The sequence below is a fragment of the Lactiplantibacillus mudanjiangensis genome (genome assembly GCF_005405385.1).
Lineage (GTDB): Bacteria > Bacillota > Bacilli > Lactobacillales > Lactobacillaceae > Lactiplantibacillus > Lactiplantibacillus mudanjiangensis.
In genome coordinates this window covers 659,306-680,885 of the sequence record NZ_BJDY01000003.1, presented here as the reverse complement: position 1 = coordinate 680,885, position 21,580 = coordinate 659,306, and the positions used below count along the sequence as shown (strand labels likewise).

General features: G+C 45.0%; 17 protein-coding genes. 1 reads left to right on the top strand and 16 read right to left on the bottom strand.

From position 1 onward, the window contains the following. Positions 1-85 precede the first annotated feature (85 nt). The 15 genes from ispE to FFM84_RS07855 all read right to left on the bottom strand — a co-directional run bounded on the left by ispE (position 86) and on the right by FFM84_RS07855 (position 17,210). Entirely contained in the window at positions 86-952 is an 867-nt protein-coding gene (gene ispE, locus FFM84_RS07925) for a 4-(cytidine 5'-diphospho)-2-C-methyl-D-erythritol kinase (RefSeq protein ID WP_130844154.1), read from the bottom strand. A gap of 285 nt (positions 953-1,237) precedes the next feature. Then, positions 1,238-1,489, bottom strand: a complete 252-nt coding sequence (locus FFM84_RS07920; RefSeq protein WP_024623954.1) for a Veg family protein — start codon at positions 1,487-1,489, stop codon at positions 1,238-1,240. A 106-nt stretch (positions 1,490-1,595) separates the two neighbouring features. After that, complete coding sequence (rsmA, locus tag FFM84_RS07915) at positions 1,596-2,483, bottom strand: 16S rRNA (adenine(1518)-N(6)/adenine(1519)-N(6))-dimethyltransferase RsmA (RefSeq protein ID WP_130844155.1); 888 nt, start codon at positions 2,481-2,483, stop codon at positions 1,596-1,598. A gap of 4 nt (positions 2,484-2,487) precedes the next feature. Beyond that, the gene (gene rnmV / locus FFM84_RS07910; RefSeq protein ID WP_130844734.1) at positions 2,488-3,048 is read right to left on the bottom strand and encodes a ribonuclease M5; all 561 of its coding nucleotides are present in this window, start codon (positions 3,046-3,048) and stop codon (positions 2,488-2,490) included. Continuing rightward, positions 3,035-3,811: a TatD family hydrolase gene (locus tag FFM84_RS07905; RefSeq protein WP_130844156.1), complete on the bottom strand. Its 777-nt coding sequence runs from the start codon at positions 3,809-3,811 to the stop codon at positions 3,035-3,037. The genes rnmV and FFM84_RS07905 overlap by 14 nt, the downstream gene beginning before the upstream one ends. Before the next feature lie 116 nt (positions 3,812-3,927). After that, the gene (locus FFM84_RS07900; protein WP_130844157.1) at positions 3,928-5,016 is read right to left on the bottom strand and encodes a PTS sugar transporter subunit IIC; all 1,089 of its coding nucleotides are present in this window, start codon (positions 5,014-5,016) and stop codon (positions 3,928-3,930) included. Between the two features lie 589 nt (positions 5,017-5,605). Continuing rightward, positions 5,606-7,660: a methionine--tRNA ligase gene (metG, locus tag FFM84_RS07895; RefSeq protein ID WP_130844158.1), complete on the bottom strand. Its 2,055-nt coding sequence runs from the start codon at positions 7,658-7,660 to the stop codon at positions 5,606-5,608. Between the two features lie 770 nt (positions 7,661-8,430). Continuing rightward, positions 8,431-9,273, bottom strand: coding sequence for a DUF72 domain-containing protein (locus tag FFM84_RS07890; RefSeq protein WP_130844159.1), 843 nt, complete (start codon positions 9,271-9,273; stop codon positions 8,431-8,433). Further along, positions 9,270-9,971 carry an NAD-dependent protein deacylase gene (locus tag FFM84_RS07885; RefSeq protein ID WP_130844160.1) on the bottom strand — a complete coding sequence of 234 codons (702 nt, stop codon included), beginning with the start codon at positions 9,969-9,971 and terminating at the stop codon, positions 9,270-9,272. Before FFM84_RS07885 ends, FFM84_RS07890 begins: the two co-directional genes overlap by 4 nt. A gap of 175 nt (positions 9,972-10,146) precedes the next feature. Continuing rightward, complete coding sequence (locus FFM84_RS07880) at positions 10,147-11,106, bottom strand: IpaB/EvcA family protein (protein WP_130844161.1); 960 nt, start codon at positions 11,104-11,106, stop codon at positions 10,147-10,149. 2 nt (positions 11,107-11,108) lie between these two features. Then, positions 11,109-12,377 (bottom strand): hydroxymethylglutaryl-CoA reductase, degradative, encoded by a 1,269-nt coding sequence (locus FFM84_RS07875; RefSeq protein WP_130844162.1) that lies wholly within the window; start codon positions 12,375-12,377, stop codon positions 11,109-11,111. 28 nt (positions 12,378-12,405) lie between these two features. Continuing rightward, positions 12,406-13,323: a Ppx/GppA family phosphatase gene (locus tag FFM84_RS07870; protein WP_130844735.1), complete on the bottom strand. Its 918-nt coding sequence runs from the start codon at positions 13,321-13,323 to the stop codon at positions 12,406-12,408. A gap of 116 nt (positions 13,324-13,439) precedes the next feature. Continuing rightward, positions 13,440-14,435: a tRNA dihydrouridine synthase gene (locus FFM84_RS07865; protein WP_130844163.1), complete on the bottom strand. Its 996-nt coding sequence runs from the start codon at positions 14,433-14,435 to the stop codon at positions 13,440-13,442. A 593-nt stretch (positions 14,436-15,028) separates the two neighbouring features. Continuing rightward, positions 15,029-16,048, bottom strand: a complete 1,020-nt coding sequence (trpS, locus tag FFM84_RS07860; RefSeq protein ID WP_130844164.1) for a tryptophan--tRNA ligase — start codon at positions 16,046-16,048, stop codon at positions 15,029-15,031. 385 nt (positions 16,049-16,433) lie between these two features. Next, positions 16,434-17,210: a carbon-nitrogen family hydrolase gene (locus FFM84_RS07855; protein ID WP_130844165.1), complete on the bottom strand. Its 777-nt coding sequence runs from the start codon at positions 17,208-17,210 to the stop codon at positions 16,434-16,436. A 352-nt stretch (positions 17,211-17,562) separates the two neighbouring features. Here FFM84_RS07855 and helD point away from each other — a divergent pair, with 352 nt between their 5' ends. Then, positions 17,563-19,872 (top strand): RNA polymerase recycling motor HelD, encoded by a 2,310-nt coding sequence (gene helD / locus FFM84_RS07850; protein WP_130844166.1) that lies wholly within the window; start codon positions 17,563-17,565, stop codon positions 19,870-19,872. Positions 19,873-20,367: 495 nt separating this feature from the next. Here helD and FFM84_RS07845 read toward each other — a convergent pair whose 3' ends face one another. Next, on the bottom strand, positions 20,368-21,543 hold the full coding sequence (locus FFM84_RS07845; protein ID WP_130844167.1) for a cation:proton antiporter: 1,176 nt from the start codon (positions 21,541-21,543) through the stop codon (positions 20,368-20,370). Between the last annotated feature and the right edge of the window lie 37 nt (positions 21,544-21,580).

Genomic DNA, 21,580 nt, shown 5'->3' with positions numbered 1-21,580 from the left:
ACCTTATTTGTGCACGGAACACGATTGAATTTGTGCTTTTTTAACGAAAAAAGGACGTTCAACCTGATTGTTGACCGTCCTTAACTTACCGATCGGCCAAGTTAACTGGCCGAACTAAATAAACTTCTTTGCAAAATCCTTTAAGCGAATTATACACACGTTGCGCTCGTGACAACTTACGGCATACCCCAAAAACAGTCGGTCCCGTCCCACTCATCTGCGCGGCATCAGCACCAAACGTCAATAACTGGCGTTTGATTTGCATAATTTCTGGATAACGTTTCGCCGTGATGGGTTCCAAGACATTGCCCATATTGGTAAAAATCTGCTGCGAATCACCCGCTTGAATCCCCGCTAACAACTGATCAATATCTGGATGCGTTGCTAATTGATCGTAATCCACTTGCCGTAAAATATTGGGCGTTGAGACACTAATCTTAGGTTTAGCCAGCACAATCCATAACGGTGGTAACTTTGGTAATGGGGTGACCACTTCGCCTTTACCAGTCACGTGTGCGGTTTGACTGTAGACGCAATATGGCACATCCGAATCGATTTGCAAACCTAACTTGGCTAGCGTTTTTAAATCCAGATTCAGTTCCCACATTCGGTTGAGACCACGCAACACCGCCGCCGCATCCGATGACCCACCACCTAAGCCGGCTGCTACTGGGATGGCCTTATGAATTTTAATTTTAACACCACTACGAATATGGTAACGATGCTTCAATAAACTAACGGCCTGAAAGGCTAAGTTACGGCGATCATTGGGCAAAAAGCCACTGTCGGTTGCCACTTCAATCCGATTAGCCGTGATGGTCTCTAATTGAACATAATCCGCTAAATCTACGGAGGTCATCACCATATTCCACTCTTTATCGCCGTTGCGATGTTCAAACAAGGTATCCAAACCAAGATTGATCTTTGCTGGCGCTTTTTCCACGATTTGCACGCGTCTCACCCTCTTTGATGATTTTGGGACAAAACCCAAATTCGTTTTTGCATCTCCGAATGTTTATAGTCAAAACGTGCAATAAAAGACTGCTCCCTCCGCTTAGCTACGGCATACAAACGATTGAAAATACACAATCATTTGTATTCCTAGGCTATGCTCGGTAGCAACTCGTCTTTTATCCCACTCTCGTTTAGGTTACTTTGCCTTTAATTATACTAATATGAGGGCAAAATAAAAAGACCTTGCTGGGGGTCTTAATATTGAGAATCCGCACTAGGCGAATTAAGCTTCAGTTGTTTCGTCTTCAAAGGCGATTTGAACATTCTTAGTTAACACATCGGTATAACTGTAAGAAACTCGTTCAAATGAGTTTTCTTGTTGGTCTAAGTCCACCACAAACACAGAACGGTAGGTTTCTTTTAAAGTACCATGACGTTCAGTGGTCTTTTTGCGGCCCGCTTGAGCAACGACTTTCATCCGTTGTCCGATCCGGGAATCGAGCTTATCCTTAATTGCAGCTAGTGAAATTGGCATTCAGAATCCTCCTCGTGATGAAATAACTATACTAGCTTTTCATAAAAAAGTCAATATTATATCACAAGGTTTTCTGATGTGCAACTCTTTTCACGACAATAATTGACTAAAGTAACTCACTGGCATGTAGGGCGTCGGTTAAGGTAATAAATTCGTCCACAGTCAATCGTTCTGCACGAATCTTAGGATCGATTTCAGCCTGATCTAACGCCGCTTGGATCGCCGTTTTAGTTTCCGGTAACTTACCAAATAGACTCTGTAAATTGTTCCACAGATTCTTCCGCCGATGCGCAAATCCGGCTTTAACAACCTTGAAAAAGGCCGCTTCGTCAAATGGCACGTGTGTCCGTGGTGGTAAGGCCGTTAACTTAACAATCGCTGAATCCACGTTTGGTGCTGGCACAAAAACAGTCCGTGGGACGATCATTGCCAGTTCCGCGGCCATCCGGTATTGCACCGCAATCGTCAAGGCCCCATACGCTTTGGTACCTGGTTCAGCAGCTAGCCGGTCCGCAACTTCTTTTTGCATCATGACCACGATATTTTCAAACTTCACACTACCAGCCAACACATTCATCAAGATTGGCGTCGTGATGTAATAAGGCAAGTTGGCCACTAACTTCAATGGCCGATCAGGTTCTAAATGAGTTGCAATCATCTCAGGTAAATCAACCTTCAAAATATCTTGATTGATAATATCGATATTATCATAATCAAATAACGTTTCTTCCAAGATTGGCAATAACCGATCATCAATTTCAAACGCCAACACGTGATGTCCTGCTCGCGCTAAATATTCCGTTAACGCCCCAATCCCAGGGCCAATTTCGATGACATTATCATTTTGACCAATATCAGCGGTCGCGACAATGTTGTGTAACACGTTTTGATCAGTTAAAAAGTTTTGTCCCAAGCTCTTCTTTACACGTAACCCATAGGCGTTCATAATCGCCTGGGTTCGAGCTGGATTCGCAATATCTAAGTCTTTACTCATTCATTTACTCCTCAGTCGTTAGTTGATCAACCGCTTGCCAAAAATCAGCCGGTTGAATCTGAAATAGTTGTAGTCGCTTAGGTAACTGTTTACCATTGACATAGCCAATCTTCAACAGTTCTCCCAATTGCTCACGCCGTTTTCGCGCAGCTGGACCGGCAAGTAGTCCGGCTTTAATGAGATCAGCTCGACTAATTAGTTCCGGTGCTGTCGCAGGGTTTTCAGTATACAGGTTCGCCAAAGCCGCTTGAATAGCAGCTGGACTCGCATGTTCCACACCTAAACTGCCACCAGCTTTGGTAGGCACACCCGCATCACGCGGTAAAAAGGCATGTTGAACCCCAGGCACGTTTTTCGAAATGGTCTTGCGAATCCGTTCCCCCGAATAATCGGGATCGGTAAACACGATCACCCCACGACTTGCTTGAAGCCGTTTAATTTGCGCTAACGTTTGGTCACTAATCGCCGAGCCATTGGTTTCGATGGTGTCCGCATTAACAGCCAATGCTAGGCGTTTCGTGTCGTCCTTGCCTTCGACGACAATCACTTCTTTAATCTTCTTCAATCTTAAATAAGTCCTCTGCATTTTGATAAGTTTGTGCGGCAATCGCTTCCGGCGTGGTTTCACGCAGTTTGGCAACTGCTTCGACCACGTAACGAGTATACCCTGGTTCATTTTGCTTGCCACGATAAGGTTCCGGCGTCAAATATGGGGCATCCGTTTCAACCATTAGGCTTTCAAGTGGCGTCTGCTTAACGGATTCATGAACCTCATCCGCGTGTTTAAAGGAAGCAACGCCACTGTAAGAGATGTGCATGCCTAAATCTAAGAAGCGTTTCAACCATTCTGGATCACCATTAAAACTGTGCATCACGCCACCGGTATCACGAATATCGGCCGCCTTCAAAATCTTGTACGTATCTTCAAACGCATCACGATTATGCACTGAAATGGGAAGACCCATGTCTTTGGCAATCGCCACTTGGCGCGCAAAGATTTTTCGTTGCACGTCTTGTGGTGATGTATCCCAATGATAGTCTAACCCAATTTCGCCTAATGCCACAACTTCTGGTAATTGGAGTTGGTCAATTAAGACCGTTTCGGTGGCTGTCGTATAATTCTTGGAATCTTCAGGATGCCAACCAACAATGGCCACGAGTTCTGGATAAGTTTGCGCCAACTTAATGGCGTCGGCGTTCAATTGGGTATTTGACCCCACGATCGCCATCCGCACAACATCTAAGTCGCGTGCCTGTGCTAAATATTGCGGCACATTTTCAATAAATTCTTCACTATTTAAATGGGTATGGGAATCAAAAATCCGCATGTTGCAAACCCCTCTCTAACTTTGACACTCAATTTGTTATCTTAATTGATTTTAACATGCTTCGCAAGGCAATAAAAATCAGCACCCATCCGTTTTGGTTGGGTGCTGATTTTAAGTTAAACGATTTCCAATTGTAATTGTTGTGATTCGACCCAGTTTGCAGCCAGCAAGACGCGGTAAAGCACTAACGAGATCACGGCAGGTAAGACGACACCTACTAACATGAAAACCCCAAAGCGACCAAGATTGGTTGACGCTAACGTAAGTGGCGCAATCAACGAGTTCAACCCTAATCCTGCTAATTTGTAAGTCGTGGAAAAATTGAACACAATCGTCGCAATCGGGGCGCAAACAACAGCCGCGACCATTGGTGGAATCGCCAATCGTGGATTGACTAGCAAATTTGGAAACTGGACTTTCGGTGTGATAATCCCTTGAGCAATATTGGCACCCAAATTATTCTGCCGATAAGACATCACCGTAAATCCTACGAATTGGGCAGTCGTGCCAATCAAGGCAGCTCCTGATGAAACGGGGTCTAACATCACCGCTACGGCCAACGCCGCCGATGAAGCCGGTGTCATCAAGAAGAGCGCCCAAGCTAAGGAAACCGCCATTGAGCCTAACAATGGATTCACCTTCATCGAAGCGGCAATGAACTGGCTCAACCAAACCAACGCAGGGGTGGTAACTGCCGCTAACCCTAATCCAGTGACGGCGCCAACAAATGTGGCCGCTAATGGCACTAACATCATATCTAGTGGCGTTTTACCGGTTAAGTAATTTCCGACTAAGACGGCAACTAAGCCTGCTGCCACCGCTGAAATGGGTTGGCCCGTAGTAAAAATCGAACTTTGCGCGGCTTGCGCTAATGTATGTCCAGTGGCGGTCACACCATTGGTTGATGATTGTGAAAAGAACACGGCGTTGGCCCCCACAGTTGATGAAATCATGGCACTAAACGTCACTAATGTATTGCTATGTAACATGGTCGCAATTGCGACCCCGAATGCCGGACCTAATAAAACTTGGGCGATGGTACCGACTTGATATAATGCTGACCAGTGCAGCATCGTTGCAAAAGATTGTAAGAGTAAGCCGATGCCTAAACAAACTAAAATCGCATTGGAAACTCCGGCTGAGACTTGATAGACGTAATCTTTAGTCGTCATTTTATGTGTTGGTGCAGTTGTCGTTTCTGTCATCTATGTGTGCCCTCCGTTTTATTAATTAGAATTAGATTAAATATATGTGAGAATGTTTATTATTAAACCATGAACAACCCTCAGTGTCAACCTTGAAAAACAGCTTTTTCATAGTCGTCTCCGGTTGCTGGCGATTTCAGTCGCTGCGAGGACCGGCTCAAGCCAAAAACCGGTCTTGAGCCTCGACTTGTTCCTTGACCAACCGCGTCAATGAACAAGATCGTCCGTGGTGTAAGCTCGGAACCCCACCGAACTAACGCCACTTCTACAGCCACTTCATCACTAGCAACCTCCGACTAATTCGCAATTAACTCAAACTGCCACCATGCTAATTAAAAAAATACCAACTTATTTAGCCGACCGTTCGTTCAATCTGGCCCAGCCGTGGGGGCTCTTGCGGTTTTTGCTTAGAGCCAGGCGTTTTTGAAACGCGACCTTTGCGGTTCAAAACGAAGGGACAGACCGCACTATGGCTGGCCCTGTCCGCCCACAGCGTTCCGGCCTAGATTGAACGAACGGTCGGCGGCAATCAACACACACTCCAAACAAAAAAGAACCAATCCGTTAAGATTGATTCTTCCAATAAATTCTATGAAATTAATGACCCGTTAACTAAACTTTCAGGTACTGTGATTAATTGGACTTCACCATCATGTTCAGCTGAAAGTAACATACCTTGGCTCATTTCACCGCGCATCTTGCGTGGTTTCAAGTTACCAACAATGACAACTTTCTTACCGATCAAAGCTTCTGGTTCTGGATACCACTTTGCAATCCCCGAAAGGATTTGACGATGATCCGCATCACCAGCGTCTAGGCGGAATTGTAAGAGCTTATCAGCACCCTTAACTTTTTGCACCGCAATGACTTCGGCAACTTTTAGTTCAACTTTATCAAAATCATCGATCTTGATTTCGTCTTTAGTCACATTGAGTTCTGTTTCGGCAGGGTCCCATTCACCTTCAACTTCAACTGCATGTTTGGCAGCTTCCATTGCGGCGCGACCTTTCTTCTTGTCGGAAGTAGTCATTTGGCCCTTCAAAAATTCGATTTCTTTTTCCATATCAACCCGTGGGAAGATTGGCGTCCCTTTAGCAACGACTTGCGTATTAGCTGGTAAATCAGCCATCTTTAAGTCAACTAAGGTTAAGGCAGCTTCGTCCAAACCTAATTGTTCAAAGATTGCCTTTGGCGCATGGGTCATCACTGGGCTGATCAAGCTAGCAATCACTCGTAAACTAGCTGCTAAATGAGCCATGACACTGGCTAATTGATCTGCATCGGCAGCCGCGTCACTCTTAGCTAATTGCCAAGGCGCCGTTTCATCGATGTACTTGTTAGTCCGGCTAACGAGCTTCCAAACTTCAGCGAGTGCATCAGATAAGTGCAATTGATCCATGTACCCATCATAGTTTTCAATCGTTTCAGCCGCAACGGCTTCTAACGTTGTATCAAATGGCGTTACCCCAGATTTGAAGGCTGGTACTTGGCCGTCTTCATACTTGTTAATCATCGCTACAGTCCGATTTAACAAGTTACCAAGGTCATTAGCTAGGTCGTAGTTTACCCGCGCCACAAAATCTTCTGGTGTGAATAAGCCATCGTTACCGTAAGGCATAGCGCGCACTAAATAGTACCGTAAGGCGTCTAAACCGTAGTGTTCCACTAAGGTTTCTGGATAGATGACGTTACCTTTAGACTTCGACATCTTCCCGTCTTTCATGAGTAACCATCCATGACCAAAGACCGTCTTAGGTAGTGGTAAACCAAGCGCATGCAAAATAATTGGCCAGTAAATCGTATGGAAACGCACGATTTCTTTACCAACCATTTGGACGTTAGCAGGCCAGAACTTGTCCATCAAGGCTTCATCGTCGCCAGTCGCGTAACCTAAAGCGGTGATATAGTTGATCAACGCATCCAACCACACATAAACAACGTGTTTTGGATTGTTCTTAACTTGCACACCCCAAGTAAAACTCGTCCGTGAAACGGCTAAGTCTTCCAAACCAGGCTTGATGAAGTTGTTAATCATTTCCGTCATCCGGTTAGCGGGTTGGATGAAGTCTGGATGTGTTTGATAGTAGTCTAACAACCAGTCAGCATACTTGCCCATCTTAAAGAAGTAAGATTGTTCCTTAACGAGTTCGACTTCGTGACCACTAGGGGCTTTCCCACCGATTACTTTACCGTCATCATCGCGGTAAACTTCGGCCAATTGCGTTTCAGTGAAATATTCTTCATCATCAACGGAGTACCAGCCTTCGTAGTCGCCTAAATAAATATCGCCTTGCTTGAGCAAGCGATCGAAGATTTCTTGAACAGCATGTTCATGATAATCATCGGTCGTCCGAATAAACTTATCGTTTGAGATTTCAAGCAATTGCCATAATTCTTTGATTTGCTTAGCCATCCCATCAACGTAAGTCTTCGGATCAGTGTTTAACTTTTCAGCTTTTTCTTCAATTTTAAGACCGTGTTCATCGGTCCCGGTTAAGAAGAAAACGTCGTAACCTTTGGCCCGTTTGTAACGTGCCAAAGTATCACACGCAATCGTTGTGTATGAGTTACCGATGTGTAATTTACCCGATGGATAATAAATCGGCGTGGTAATGTAATAAGTTGGTTTCTTCGTTTCTACCATGACTTTAATTCCCTTCAAACATGCTTAATTAGCTTATTCTATCATTTTAGTTAGATTCTTTCTCATTGTATCATACTTCCAATCAGGATTTCAGGTCGCTAACTCAATGTTAACAACGAAATGACTTAAACTAGTTAATCTCGATTCCTAACCTTATTTGTTCACAATAAAAAAGTACTAATCGACCTTATTTAGTCCGACTAGTACAAGTTTAATATCCATTTCTAAGGATTGAAAAATAATTATGGCGATAAAAACCGCACCAGGCCTGAGCTATGCTAAATTGGTCACCTACGCCAGTCAGCGATTCTGCCGGCTGTGGGGACCGGTTCCAGCCAAAATGCGGGCTTCCACCTCGCTTTTGAGCCTAGCCTAAACCGCTAGTCTCAAAAGTCGTCCACATCGTAAAGTCCGAGAAAATCACTCGGACTAACGATGTCGTCACGGCCGGCGCCATCACTAACTAACTCCGGTTATTATGCGGATGCTAATTAATTATAATCACTATTATAACCGAGAGTGAGTCCACATTGAGCCCAGCCGTGGGAGCTCTTAGCGATTTACCGCTTAGAGATTGGCGTTTTTGAAACACGGGCTTAGTGGTTCAAAACGACGGTTCAGACCGTTTTTTGGCTGAACCGGTCCGCCCACAGCGTTCCGGCTCAAGGTGGGCGAGCAGCAGGTGGCAAGCAAGACTATTTTTTATCGATGAACCCTTGCCATATCAACGATTATTGCTTAAAAGTATCTTTCAATCTTTAGGCTATTTTCTAAAACAAGTCTAATTGTTGCGGACCAAGATCACCAAACGACACACCTAGCATCTGTTTTAGGGCCAACGCATTATCGGCCGCATCGCCACCAGAATTATTATTGAAGATCACACAAACTTCCTCGGCTTGTGACTGCAGTTTTTCAACAACTGCTTTAAATTCAGCCAGTTCGGTCTCATTATACCGATACAACGTCCGTTGCCCACGCCAACCTTTGCCTTTGGTCGACCAGCCTTTTTGATTGCGCCCATGTAACCGCAAAATGGCTAACTTGGGACTCGTTACAACCGATTCAAAAGTCACCCCGTCATTTAGCGCATGGGGTTCATCAACGACAACATGCACAATTCCAAGGTCACGCAAAAAATCAAAAACTGCATCTTTAACGCCAGCTTCGTACCAACTCTGATTCCGAAACTCGACCGCAATCGGTACGCCAGGTAACCATTGCACCATTCGTTGTAAGTAATGAAAGTTCCGTGTTGACCGTTCAAAAAACGGTGGAAATTGGAATAGTACCGCTTTTAATTGCCCATGTTGTGTCAACGGCTTGAGCATCGCACGATAATCTCGATACGCGGCTTTTAACGCGTCCATGGAAATGCCATCCTCGTAAGTATCGTGCAAAGTCATCGTTTGGTTGGCTTTCAAAATAAATTGAAATTTATCTGGAACTTCCTTTTGCCATTTTTCAACCGTACTGACTTTGGGAATCCCATAAAACGGCGTATCGACTTCGACGACAGGCAATACACCTGAATATTCAGTTAAGGTTAACTTGTCAGTCCCCCCTAACAAACTAGGGTGTTCCGTCCAAGTTGTTAAGCCAATGGTTATCATCCCCGCGTCACCCCTTCAAAAAATTCAACAGCATTCTGCTGCACCATGTCGAAGTCAATCGGTAAATGCAAGACTTCTTCATTAATCGCCATCACCTTTGCGGCCGGATTACGATAATCTAGCAACCCCGCAAACGGATAAACCCGCATGGACGTTCCACAAATCACCACTAAATCCGCTTGCTTTAATAATGCCAGTGCCTGATCAACATTCTGCTGTTTGATACCTTCATCATATAACACAACATTTGGCCGCAAATAACCATGATCTTGCTCATGATATGGTGATTTTAAATAGTCTGACCAAGCAACAGTTTGACCACAGGTTGTGCAATAGATTTGATATAAATTGCCATGAAATTCAACTAAGTTTTCAGTTTTAGCAACCCCATACAAATTATCAATATTTTGGGTAATGACGCCGGCCCGTCCTTGTTGCGTTAACTGAGCCATGACCGTATGAATGACGTTTGGCCGCGCATCAGGATAATACAAGTTATCCTTGAGATACTGATAAAATCCCAGTGGATCACTTTCTAAATACGCATGGCTCAAGTAATATTCAGCGTTATGATGCTCAGTATACAAGCCATTTTTCGAGCGGTAATCTGGAATGCCAGATGGCGTTGAGACCCCAGCTCCAGTCATAAAAACAATATGTTGAGCAGCCAATAAGGTTTGTTGCGCAGTGGTTAGCATGATTTGGAAACCTCCTTTGATTTAGATTGTTGGCGGCAAATTTGGTTACGCCTTTTGAAACGTGTTCTGGTGGGCAGTTCCCTCCGCTTAGCTACGCTAGTCAACTAGCCGGAAAAACCACCAGCTAATTGACTAGCTAGGCTAATGCTCAGAAACTCCCGCCCACCATCACACTCTAACGAATCGTAAATGGCATATTCAATCTTGCAAACAAATCCTTCACGTTCATGCCATAAAGTTCCTTGAAAAAGTCATCGCTATCTTTTTCTGCTGGCGCTGGTAAGACGAAGGCATTTTGCCGATCGTTCTTATTCAAGCCGATAAAGGCCCGCGTTTGTTGTTCAGTTTCAATCATTTCTGAATGGTAAATATCGAATAATTGACGAACTTCTAGCCGTTGTTGCCGATCACTTAGAACACTTTGCATCGTCACAAACTCACTGCCGTGTAACAATGGCAAGTCCCAAGCTAACATCTGATCATCAAACGCCTTGAACAACTTCACAACCGTCCGCCGCATGGCAAATGGGGTTTCGATTGGTTTGGCCGCAATAATTTCATACAATTTCTGGGCAGCTGTCCATGACTTAGGAAAATCAGCGGTCACTTTAGCCAACCGATCTTTCGTGAGCTCACCACCAAAGAACACCAATAAGTCGGTCAACGTCAATAACCGTAACGTCATCATGGCATCATCTTGGTTGGGATCTTCAGGATCAATCGTTGCGTACAAGCCTTTAAAGTATAAATCCTCGATATCCGCATCAATCAAGTCATGATCGCGTTGATTCTTCACGATTAACACATGGGCTACCGCATCGTAAAGTTCCGTGGCAATCGCCATTAACTGTTCATCTAACTTTTCGTTGTTCGTCGTTAAGTTAAATGTCATTTGTGGAAACCCTTGGAGTAATAACAATAGGTGCATGACCTCATGTGAAGCCGTGTAACTTGGCGCAGTTACGTCGCTTACATGCACTTCAATATCGCCATTTTGCATGAGTTGTGTTGCTTGATCATGACGGACATAGCCGGATTTTTGATCACCGAGGGTCACGGTCACATTACCTGGGAAAAGTGAATTGGTTGCTGCTAATAAATCCGTTACTTGTTGATTTAATTTAGGTTCAGTCATCGTTAATTTTCATCCTTTGTTTGCCGTAATCTGGCAATGAGTTGTTGGGTTGTCACTAAATCTTGATGCGTCGCTTGTTCTAATTGTTGTAAAATTACCGGTAATTCAGCCGGTGTTGCGCCCGCCGCTAGTGCCAAAGATTTCAATTGTAAGTGCATGTGTCCTTGTTGAATCCCGGTCGTTACTAACGCTCGTAACGCCGCTAAGTTCTGTGCAAGGCCAACCGCCGCAATCACTTGCGCCAGTTCTGGTGCCGTTGGGTTACCTAATAACTTATGATTAAGTTGCGCTAGTTCGTTGATCTTAATTGACCCACCGACCACACCGACTGGCATCGGCAACGTCAACTGACCGGTTAATGTCGTCCCATCAGTCGTCCAGGTGCTTAACCCGCGATATTGACCATCGCGAGCCGCATACGCATGAGCGCCACTTTCAATCGCCCGCCAGTCATTACCAGTGGCGATTGCCACCGCATCAATGCCATTCATGATACCTTTGTTATGCGTTGTAGCCCGATACACATCGAGTTGAGCCACCGCACTAGCCGCCGCAATCTTCTGGGCAACTAATTGCCCATCATAGCGTCCCGCTTGTAGTAACGCCACCGGCAACTCACATTTGGCCGTGACTAAACTAGCAGTTGCATAGTTCGACAAGATGCTCATTAACGGATTCGTTTTCGTTAACACGCCAATGGCTTTGGCAACGGCCTCTAGCATGGTGTTTAACATATTTGCACCCATCGCTGCTTGCACATCGACGTACAAATCCACCGATAAATAGCCTTGACCAAGCTGGCGAACCCGCAATTGCCGGGCGCCACCACCGCGTTGTTTCAAGCTTGGATGTGCTTTGTCCGCCACCGTTAACAACCGCGCCGCTTGTTCCTCAATCAACGCCGCGGTAGCGGTTGGATCAGTTAATTGTTCAAGCACAATTTGACCAATCATCTCGCGCTTCGTGGCCGTCGTTTGAAAGCCACCACCGCGCTTCACAATTTTGGCCCCATTACTAGCTGCCGCAATCACGGAAGGTTCTTCGGTGACCATCGGCACAATATAAGGCTGGTCGTTGATAATAAAGTTCACCGCTAGCCCCATTGGCAACGGATAATCCGTTAAATAATTTTCAATAATATCATGATGTTTGGGCACATAATACTGCTTAAATAACGCCGTTTCAACCGACGTTAATTGGGCAGCTTGGGTCACAATGGCCGTCCGTTCAGCCCAATCTTTTTGATAAAAATGGCGAAAGTCTGCCGTCATATCATCAGTCCTATCTTTAAAAATCCTATTAATGGTCTAAATATTCTGAAATAATTCCTTCACGCACGCCACTTTCCGAGAAAACGACTCGATCGCTGTCGAGCATTTGGAGTAACGTGACCAGCGGTAACATCCCACCGACAATAATATCGGCCCGGCCATATTCCATCCCTGAAATATCTTGCCGGCCTTGCCGAGAGCGGGTTAAAAAGTCTAAAAACGTATGATAAACGGTCTCGGTTTTTAAGCGATAACCGTGGATATCTTCGACTTTTAGCTTCTGTTGACGGCGACGATTAATCCGAGCGAGCGTCCGGTTAGCACCACCGAGTAAAATAATCGGATAATGCAGCGCTTCACTGAGCCACCAAACATCGGCTAAGCGGTTGCGTAAAAACATCTGCGCGCGAAATAAATTCGCTGACGGCACGACATCATCTAATTCAAACTGTTCTGATAGCGTCACCGCCCCAAATGGCACACTAATCAAGTGCTCCGCTTGGCCCCCTTTGACCAGAATCAATTCACAACTAGCCCCACCAGTATCTAAAATCAAGCAATCATTAATCACCAACGAATTGGCAACCCCTAAATAATCATAACGTGCTTCATCATCACCAGATAAGACTTTCAAATCCAAGCCAACTTCAGTTTTAACTTTCGCCAAAAATTCTGCTTGATTCTTGGCCATCCGTACTGCAGCCGTGGTAATCCCAATCACATCCGTATTGGGCATGCGCTGATAAATCTTTTTAAACGCTAGTAAAGCTTTAATCGTGCGATCAATCGCATGTGGCTGTAAAACGTGTTCCGCGCCCATGCCTTCTGACAGGCGGGTGTCTTCTTTGACCCGCTTAATTTCTTCCACGGTGCCATTGGCGTGGAGCCGACTCACTGCCATCCGGGCTGAATTTGATCCGAGATCTACAATTGCTAAATTTTTCATCATCGTCCGCTCGCTTTTCATTTAGGGTAGTTTGGTTTTATTTTACCATTATTCATGGAGCGTGGGCACTAAGCCGTCGTCAAATGAAAAAAGGCCCGAGCAACTTGCTCCGGACCCTACTTCGTTAATGGTGATGCTTGTAAAATTTTGCGCACGTCATCGGTGGATTTGGCATCCATCATTTGATTGCGTAAATCAGTTGCGCCTAGTTCTGGTCGCGCATAAATTTTAAAGAATCGTTTTAATGATGGAAAACGAGGCACATCATAACGTTGGGAAAAATCATCAAATAAATCCAGCTGATAGTCAAGTAAACTTAACAATTCGGCTAATGAGTGTGACTGTGGTTGCCGTTCAAAAGCAAACGGACTCGCAAATACGCCACGCCCAATCATAATCCCGTCTAGCCCGGGATGTGCTTTGGCTATAGCGACCCCTGCAGCGTAATTTTCAATGTCACCATTAATCTGTAATAATGTCGCTGGTGCCAGTTCATCGCGCATTTTAATCAACTCATCAATCACTTCTAGGTGCGCGGGCACTTTACTCATTTCTTGTTTCGTCCGCAAATGTACCGTTAAAACCGCGACTTGTTGTTGCAACAGCGTTGGAATCCAGTCACGAAATTCCGCTAACTGACTGTAACCTAGTCGCGTTTTGACACTAACTGGTAAGCCCGCGGTTTTGGCCGCCGCAATTACGTCACTGGCCCACTGGGGATTGCGAATGAGGTCACTGCCACCATGATTTTTAATCACCGTACCATCGGGGCAACCCATGTTAATATCAATTGCTTGATAACCTTGTTGTTTCACCGCTTGCGCAGCTGTCGCAAAATCTTCAGCAACATTGCCCCACAACTGCACAACTGGCATTTGAGGTTCAGCGGGCGCCACATATAACCGCCCATGCACGGGGAACTTCACCGTTGGATCAGTAATGCCTTTGGCGTAGACGAACTCCGTAAAAAACGCATCCGGTGTGGCCGCACGCGTAATCACCTGCCGAAAGACCGTATTACTGACCGCTTCCATCGGCGCCATCGTGAAAAATGGTCGCTGTTCGGCCCGAGCCGTTGCCGCAATTTTTTGCCAATAAGTTAATTCAGACACGAGTTGATCTCCCTCTATTCCGTATAATCGTGTTTTTAGTTTAGCATGAAACCAGGTCCTCCCCAAACAAAAAGCGTGATCCAGGTACGGACCACACATTATTGGCGGACTATTAATATAAAGTAATAATTAAGATACGGCCTTACGTCATTGAATTTCAACCATCTTGTTTTAGCTACAACGTTCCTATGTGATTAGTACGTTGTTTGACCCCTTTGCCATGATGGAAAGGGTGTGTTGCTTTTGTATTCTACACCTTCATCCTTGGCCGTGACTATCATTGGTGGCGTAATTGCGGGCGTCGTTGTTGCGATCTTCACTAAATGACTTAACCGACGGTAGTCTTCAAGCAACACAAAAAGGGAACCTCATCTTGGCGGACAAGTTCCCTTTTTAGGTGTTGTTTTGTATTCCATACTTTCAACTGCAAGTATAACTAGTAAATGAATAATTTCAAAAATTTGAATTTCATTTTTGAAATTTTAGATTTCTAGAAAGTTGATTTTTACAGGGCGTCAATTGGTTTATACTCCACAACCAATCGAGGCAATTAACCTAACAGTTATTAAAATGTTTTCTTTTAACTTAGCTAATTATTTTGCGAAATAGTTAATCCCAATAGCAGCTTGCATTTCAGCCCATGTTTGGTCAGCGACCACGTTGGCTTTAGCGGTCCCAGCTTCTAAGATACGTAAGACTTGAGCAGGATCAGCTTCATAGATCGCACGCCGTTCACGGATCGGACGTAGCACACCATCTAACACGTCAATCAAGTAACGCTTAATCTTGACATCACCGAGACCACCATGTTGATATTGCGCCTTTAAGTCTGCGATCTTAGCCGTATCTTCACCGAAGATATCTAAGTAGGTGAAGACCGTATTACCTTCAACCTTACCTGGATCTTCCACATGAATATGATCAGGATCGGTATACATTGACATGACTTTCTTTTGAACCGTATCAGCATCGTCGGCTAAATAGATCGCATTGCCTAATGACTTGCTCATCTTAGCGTTGCCATCTAAACCAGGAATCCGACCTAATCCTTTTGGTGGGAAATACCCTTCTGGTTCAACTAAGACATCTTGTTCATAAGTCTTATTGAAGCTCCGCACAATTTCGCGGGTTTGTTCCAACATTGGTGCTTGGTCGTCGCCAACTGGCACAGTTGTGGCTTTAAACGCCGTAATATCAGCGGCTTGGCTTACCGGGTAAACGAAGAACCCAGCTGGGACACTTTCACCAAACGCCTTTTGCTTAATTTCAGTTTTAACAGTTGGATTACGGTTCAACCGTGAAACAGTCACCAAGTTCAAGAATTGGTTCATCATATCCGTTAATGCCGGGATTTGTGACTGTACTAAAATTGTTGATTTTTCAGGATCAATCCCCACTGCCAAATAATCCATTGCCACTTGTAATAAACTCTTGCGAATTTTTTCAGGATCATGCGCATTATCAGTTAACGCTTGGTTATCCGCGATCATGATGTATGACTCATAATCACCCGTATTTTGTAAAGCCACGCGGTTACGCAATGATCCCACATAATGGCCAATATGCAGTTGACCAGTTGGGCGGTCACCGGTTAAAAGTACTTTTTTTGTCATGTTAAAACATCCTTTCAGTCTGGTTGATGTCAGGCCACTAAAAAAGCGCCCCATCAACTATGCAATAGTCAATTAGGACGCATTACCGTGGTACCACCTAAATTGCAGAAACTGTTTCTGCCACTCATTCTGCCGATAAGGGTGGGTTCCCGGTTTGCACCGAATCTCCAAAAAGCCAATTCAGTTGCCCGTCCGTGCTTGCAGCTAATACACGGTCTCTGTTCGGTGGGCGCCCTACTTTTCTTTTCTTCAACGATTAATTATTCCTAGTGTAAGCGTTACGCGGAGTGGTGTCAAAAGTTAATTTTAATGATTTTTGTCGATTTCGTTAAAGTCATTGGGATTTTTAAATTTTCAATGATTTTTTCAATTTTGATAAAAATCATTAATACAACTCTACGCGTCGATCCGCAAACACTGGCATACTGCTCCGGACTTTCGCCACTTGGGTCAAATCAAGATCAGTGGTCACCACGGTCGCTTGGTCCCCGGCATCGGTTACCACCTGCCCGAGTGGATCAATCACCAACGATTGCCCACCAAAGTCATTATCAGGATCACTGCCGACGCGATTAACCGCCACGACATACGCCTGATTTTCAATCGCTCGCGCTTGTAACAAGATTCTCCATTGTGGCAACCGCACTGTCGGCCATTCAGCGGAGACAAAGATCACTTTGGGGCCTTGCGCCGCTTGCTTACGCAACCACTCGGGAAAACGAATATCGTAACAAATCACGCCCATCGCCGGTACCCCATCTAATTGGAAGATATTTTCAGTCTGTCCCGCCGTGATATATTGATCTTCCTGCATTAAGCCAAACCGATGGACTTTGTCATATTGGCTAAGAACCTTCCCGGTGCGATCAACAACCAACATTTCATTATAATAGTAATTTTCTCGGGCTACTGCCACAGAGCCACCGACAATATTGAGTTGATACTGTTGTGCCAAATCGATTAAAAACTGGCGTGTCCGTTGACCATCGACATCAGCCAACTGATCGAGATCAGTTAACGCATAGCCAGTATTCCACATCTCAGGTAACACCAACACTGATGCGCCTTGCTGTGATGCTTGTTTGACCGCGGTTGCTACCCGCTGATAATTCGTCGCTGGATCACCAAACTTAATGTCAAATTGTGCTAAAGCCACTTGCATTTTGCCACCACCGTTTCGTTAGAATTTAAAGGTCGAAAAACACCTATAATATTGAAGCACTTATCAATATAGTCACCTCCGCCAGTCAGTGATTCTGCCGGCTGTGGGGACCGGTTTCAAGGCGGGCGAACGGTAGGTGGCAAAATGGTGAATACTCGCCATATCAATATTTATTACCAACTAAATAGCTTCCAACCTTTAAAGAATGATTAAAATCATCTTAGAACACAATGGCAATCGTTGCAAGCAACATTTTTTCGCCTAATCGCAACCGCTTTGATTGACAGCGCCCCTAAATCCGCCTAAAATTGTTCAAGCAATTTAGCGGAAACTTAGACTGGAGGCTGGTAGTTTGTCAACACCAAATGACGCACAACAACAAGAACAGCAACGGGTGGATGCTGTCATCGAGCAAATCAAAGCTCGCGCCGAACAAACTGATCATTTAGTGGCCAAAGCTCACTATGAAACTGATGTGATCCAGAAGAATTATGGTGATAACAACTCGGTCAATACGTTTGAAGTTGATGACCGGATTGAAACCAACGCCGAACTCCAACAACAAAAGCAAATGGTCGAACGGGCCGTGGAATCCGAAGCCATTTTAAAACGCCAAGTCGGTGTCTTAAAAGATCTGCGTAACTCCCCATACTTTGGCCGCATCGATATTCAAGACGATCCTGATGATGATGCCGAACAGCTCTATATTGGGACGGCCTCATTTGTCGATGATCAACAAAACTTCTTAGTCTACGACTGGCGCGCGCCAATTTCGTCAGTCTACTATAATGGCACGCTCGGTCAGGTCGATTACGACACGCCAGCGGGCAAACAAACAACTGAGTTATTGAAAAAACGGCAATTTCAAATTGAACATGGCGAAATTAAAAATATGTTCGATACTAACGAAACTGTTGGTGATGAAATTTTGCAATCCGTCCTCGGTGAACAAAATGATGCCTACATGCAAAACATCGTCGCAACGATTCAAAAAGAACAAAATGACATCATTCGTGATACTTATAGTGATTTACTGGTCGTGCAAGGTGTCGCGGGTTCCGGGAAAACATCCGCTATTTTACAGCGGATTGCCTTTCTGCTCTACCATTCACGCGCTTCACTCGAAGCTGATCAAATGGTCCTTTTCTCACCGAACCGCTTGTTCAGTCACTATATTTCAGAAGTGCTACCGAGTTTAGGGGAACGTAATATGCGGCAAGTCACATTAGCCGAATTTTTAAGTGCCCGTTTCCAAGGGTTGAGCGTCCAAAGTTTATTTGAACGTTATGAAGTCGATCAACAAGCCGATGCCACTGATCGTGCCGTACGTGACTTTCAAGAAGGCGCCAGCTTCATGACGCAAGTAAGCGATTATTGTCACCAACTGCCAGCTAACGAATTACGGTTCACTAATATCGTCTTTAATGGCGAAACGTTCTTCTCACGTGCAGAAATCACAGCGATTGCGACTGCTTTACCAGCGGCGATGCAACCAGCAGATCGGTTCTTATCGATTAAAAACACGTTGATCAAACGCTTAAAACGGCGGATCGACCAAGAAGCTGAAGCCGACTGGGTCCATGAACAAATCGATCAAATGAGCGATGAAACGTATCATGACTTACTCGGTGACAAACGTCGCGGGGATTTCCAATCGATGGATGATGAAGTCTTCTATATTGGGAAACAAATCGTCACCAAGCGACTCCGGCAAGTTTACGACGCCATTTATAACGGTTATTTCTTAGATACCTATGAACAATATAACGACTTTTTAAGTCAGACCACTTATCCGGCCACGATTACCGCGGAAACTTGGCAAACACGACTCCAACAGTTCCAAGCTGGGATCGAGTATCATCGCATCGCCTTGATTGACTGTGCCCCACTCTTGTTACTACGCGACATTTTAACCGGCAGTGGTGAGAATCGACGGATGCAATACATCTTTGTCGATGAAATGCAGGACTACTCATTAGCGCAATTACTTTATATCAAACATGCCTTTCCGTTAGCCAAGTTCACTTTACTTGGTGACAGTGAGCAAGCCTTATTTAAAGGGATTGAAGCGCCCAAGCAACTATTAGAACGGTTGCGTGATGCCTTCCAGGTCCGCCGCGTAAACTTAATTACGTTGAATAAGAGTTACCGTTCGACGATGCAAATTACCAACTTTGCCAAAGCCTTATTACCTGATGGTGACCAAATTCAAGCGTTCACGCGTGAAGGGGCTTTGCCAAAAGTCATGATTCGTTACGGTGAAGATCAGGCGTTACAAGGCTTACTCAGCGAAGTGACCCATCAACTGACCACCACACATACCGTGGCGGTATTGACCCGGAACTTAGCTGAAAGCAAACAAGTCTACCAATACTTGAAACACCACACTGTAGCAACGTTAATGGCGGACAGTGATCGAACGATGCCTCAAGGCGTGATTGTCTTACCAATCTACCTCGCCAAAGGGTTGGAATTTGATTCAGTAATTGCCTACAATATTTCAGCAGAAAACTACCCTGATCAAGATTCAGTCGGTCTGCTCTACACGATTGCCTCACGAGCCATGCATCACTTAACGTTACTCAGTATCGGTGATGTGTCGCCACTGATCGCACATTTAGATCCAACGTTATTTACGATTGAACATCAGGTTCGTGTTTAGGTCAGTAATTGCCGCCTCCGATAGCCAGTGATTCTGCCTGCTATGTGGACCGGTTTCAGCCCAAAAAGCGGGCTTCCACCTCGCTTGGAAGCCCAGCCGAAACCGCTAGTCTCCCAAGTCGTCCACGTCATAAGTCCGGAAAAACCATCCGGACTAACGACGTTATCATAGCTGGCGCCATCTCTGACTATCTACGGCTATATCAGCTGTGAGCGAGTCCAATTTGAGCCCAGCCGTGGGCGTCTCTAAGCGGTTTACCGCTTAGAGACTGGCGCTTTTGAAACGTGGGTTTTGCGGTTCAAAACGAAGCTCAAGACCGCTTTTTGGCTTGAGCTGTCTCCCCACAGCGTTCCGGCTCGAATTGGACGAACGGTCAGCGACAATGTTCAGTTAACCGAATAGCAACCTAAAAAGCCTCCGTCAAATTTTGACGGAGGCTTATTTGTATTATGTGTAACCGGCTAACCGGTTAAAATTAACGCTATGTGTTCGTGATTAAGCAGACTTGTCGCTGACCATTAGCTTCGGTGCACGATGAATCGCGTCTTTTAACATGAATGGCGCAATCATCGTCACTAAAATGATGACCAGAATAACATCCGAATAGTAATCACTCGATAACAAGTGCGCTGAAAACCCAATCTGAGCCGTAATCAAGGCCATTTCACCGCGAGAAATCATTCCCGCACCCACAACATAGTTACTCCGGCCACTAAACCCATTCAACCGAGCACCCAAGCCGCAACCAACCAATTTGGTCACTACCCCTAGAATTGTCATCACAACAATGAATGGGAACGACTGCCAGAACCCTTTAAAGGTCATGTTCAAGCCAACGCTAGCAAAGAACAACGGTATAAACATCGTATACCCCACCGGTTCAATGCTAATATCCACTTGCGTTTGATAATCGGTTTGCGCAATTGCTACACCCGCGAAGAATGCCCCAATTGCCCCACTCAAGCCGACCAGATTAGCCAGCCAAGCCATCGCCAAACAAATAATGATCGCCATAATCGTTGGGCTGGCCGACATTAACAAATGATCACTTAACCGCATTAGGATTGGCGCGCCCCATTTGATCACGACAAATACGCCTACAAAGAACGCGACTTGTTCCAACAAAACCAAGCCAAGATTCGTTTGGCTGACACCGCTCGTCTGACCCATCATTGAAATCATGATACTGAGTAAAATGACGCCAATAATATCATCCGCTACAGCAGCACCCAGAATTGTGGCACCTTCTTTGGTATCCAGCGCTTTAAACTCTTTTAACACTTCAACTGAAATGGAAACCGATGTGGCTGAAAAGATCACGCCAATGAATAACGCTTCAAACCAGCTGAATTGGAACAAGCGGCTGACCAACCCCATCACGACCACCGGGAAAATCACACCGATAATTGCCACAATAATGGCTGGTCTTAAATATTTACGCAAAAGCGTCAGATTACTTTCTAAACCACCGATAAACATTAAGACCACCACGCCAATATCAGCGAATGTTTGCACCAAATGATTGAGCTGAATCACATTGAAGACGGCTGGTCCTAACAAAACACCAACTAAGATTTCACCAATCACCGCCGGTATCCCCAGCCGATGAGCGAAGTGCCCTGCCAAAGTGGTGGCAATAATCAATAAACATAATGGCCCTAAGAAATTCACAAACATCATCCTTTAAAAAGTTATGTGCTTTCTATGA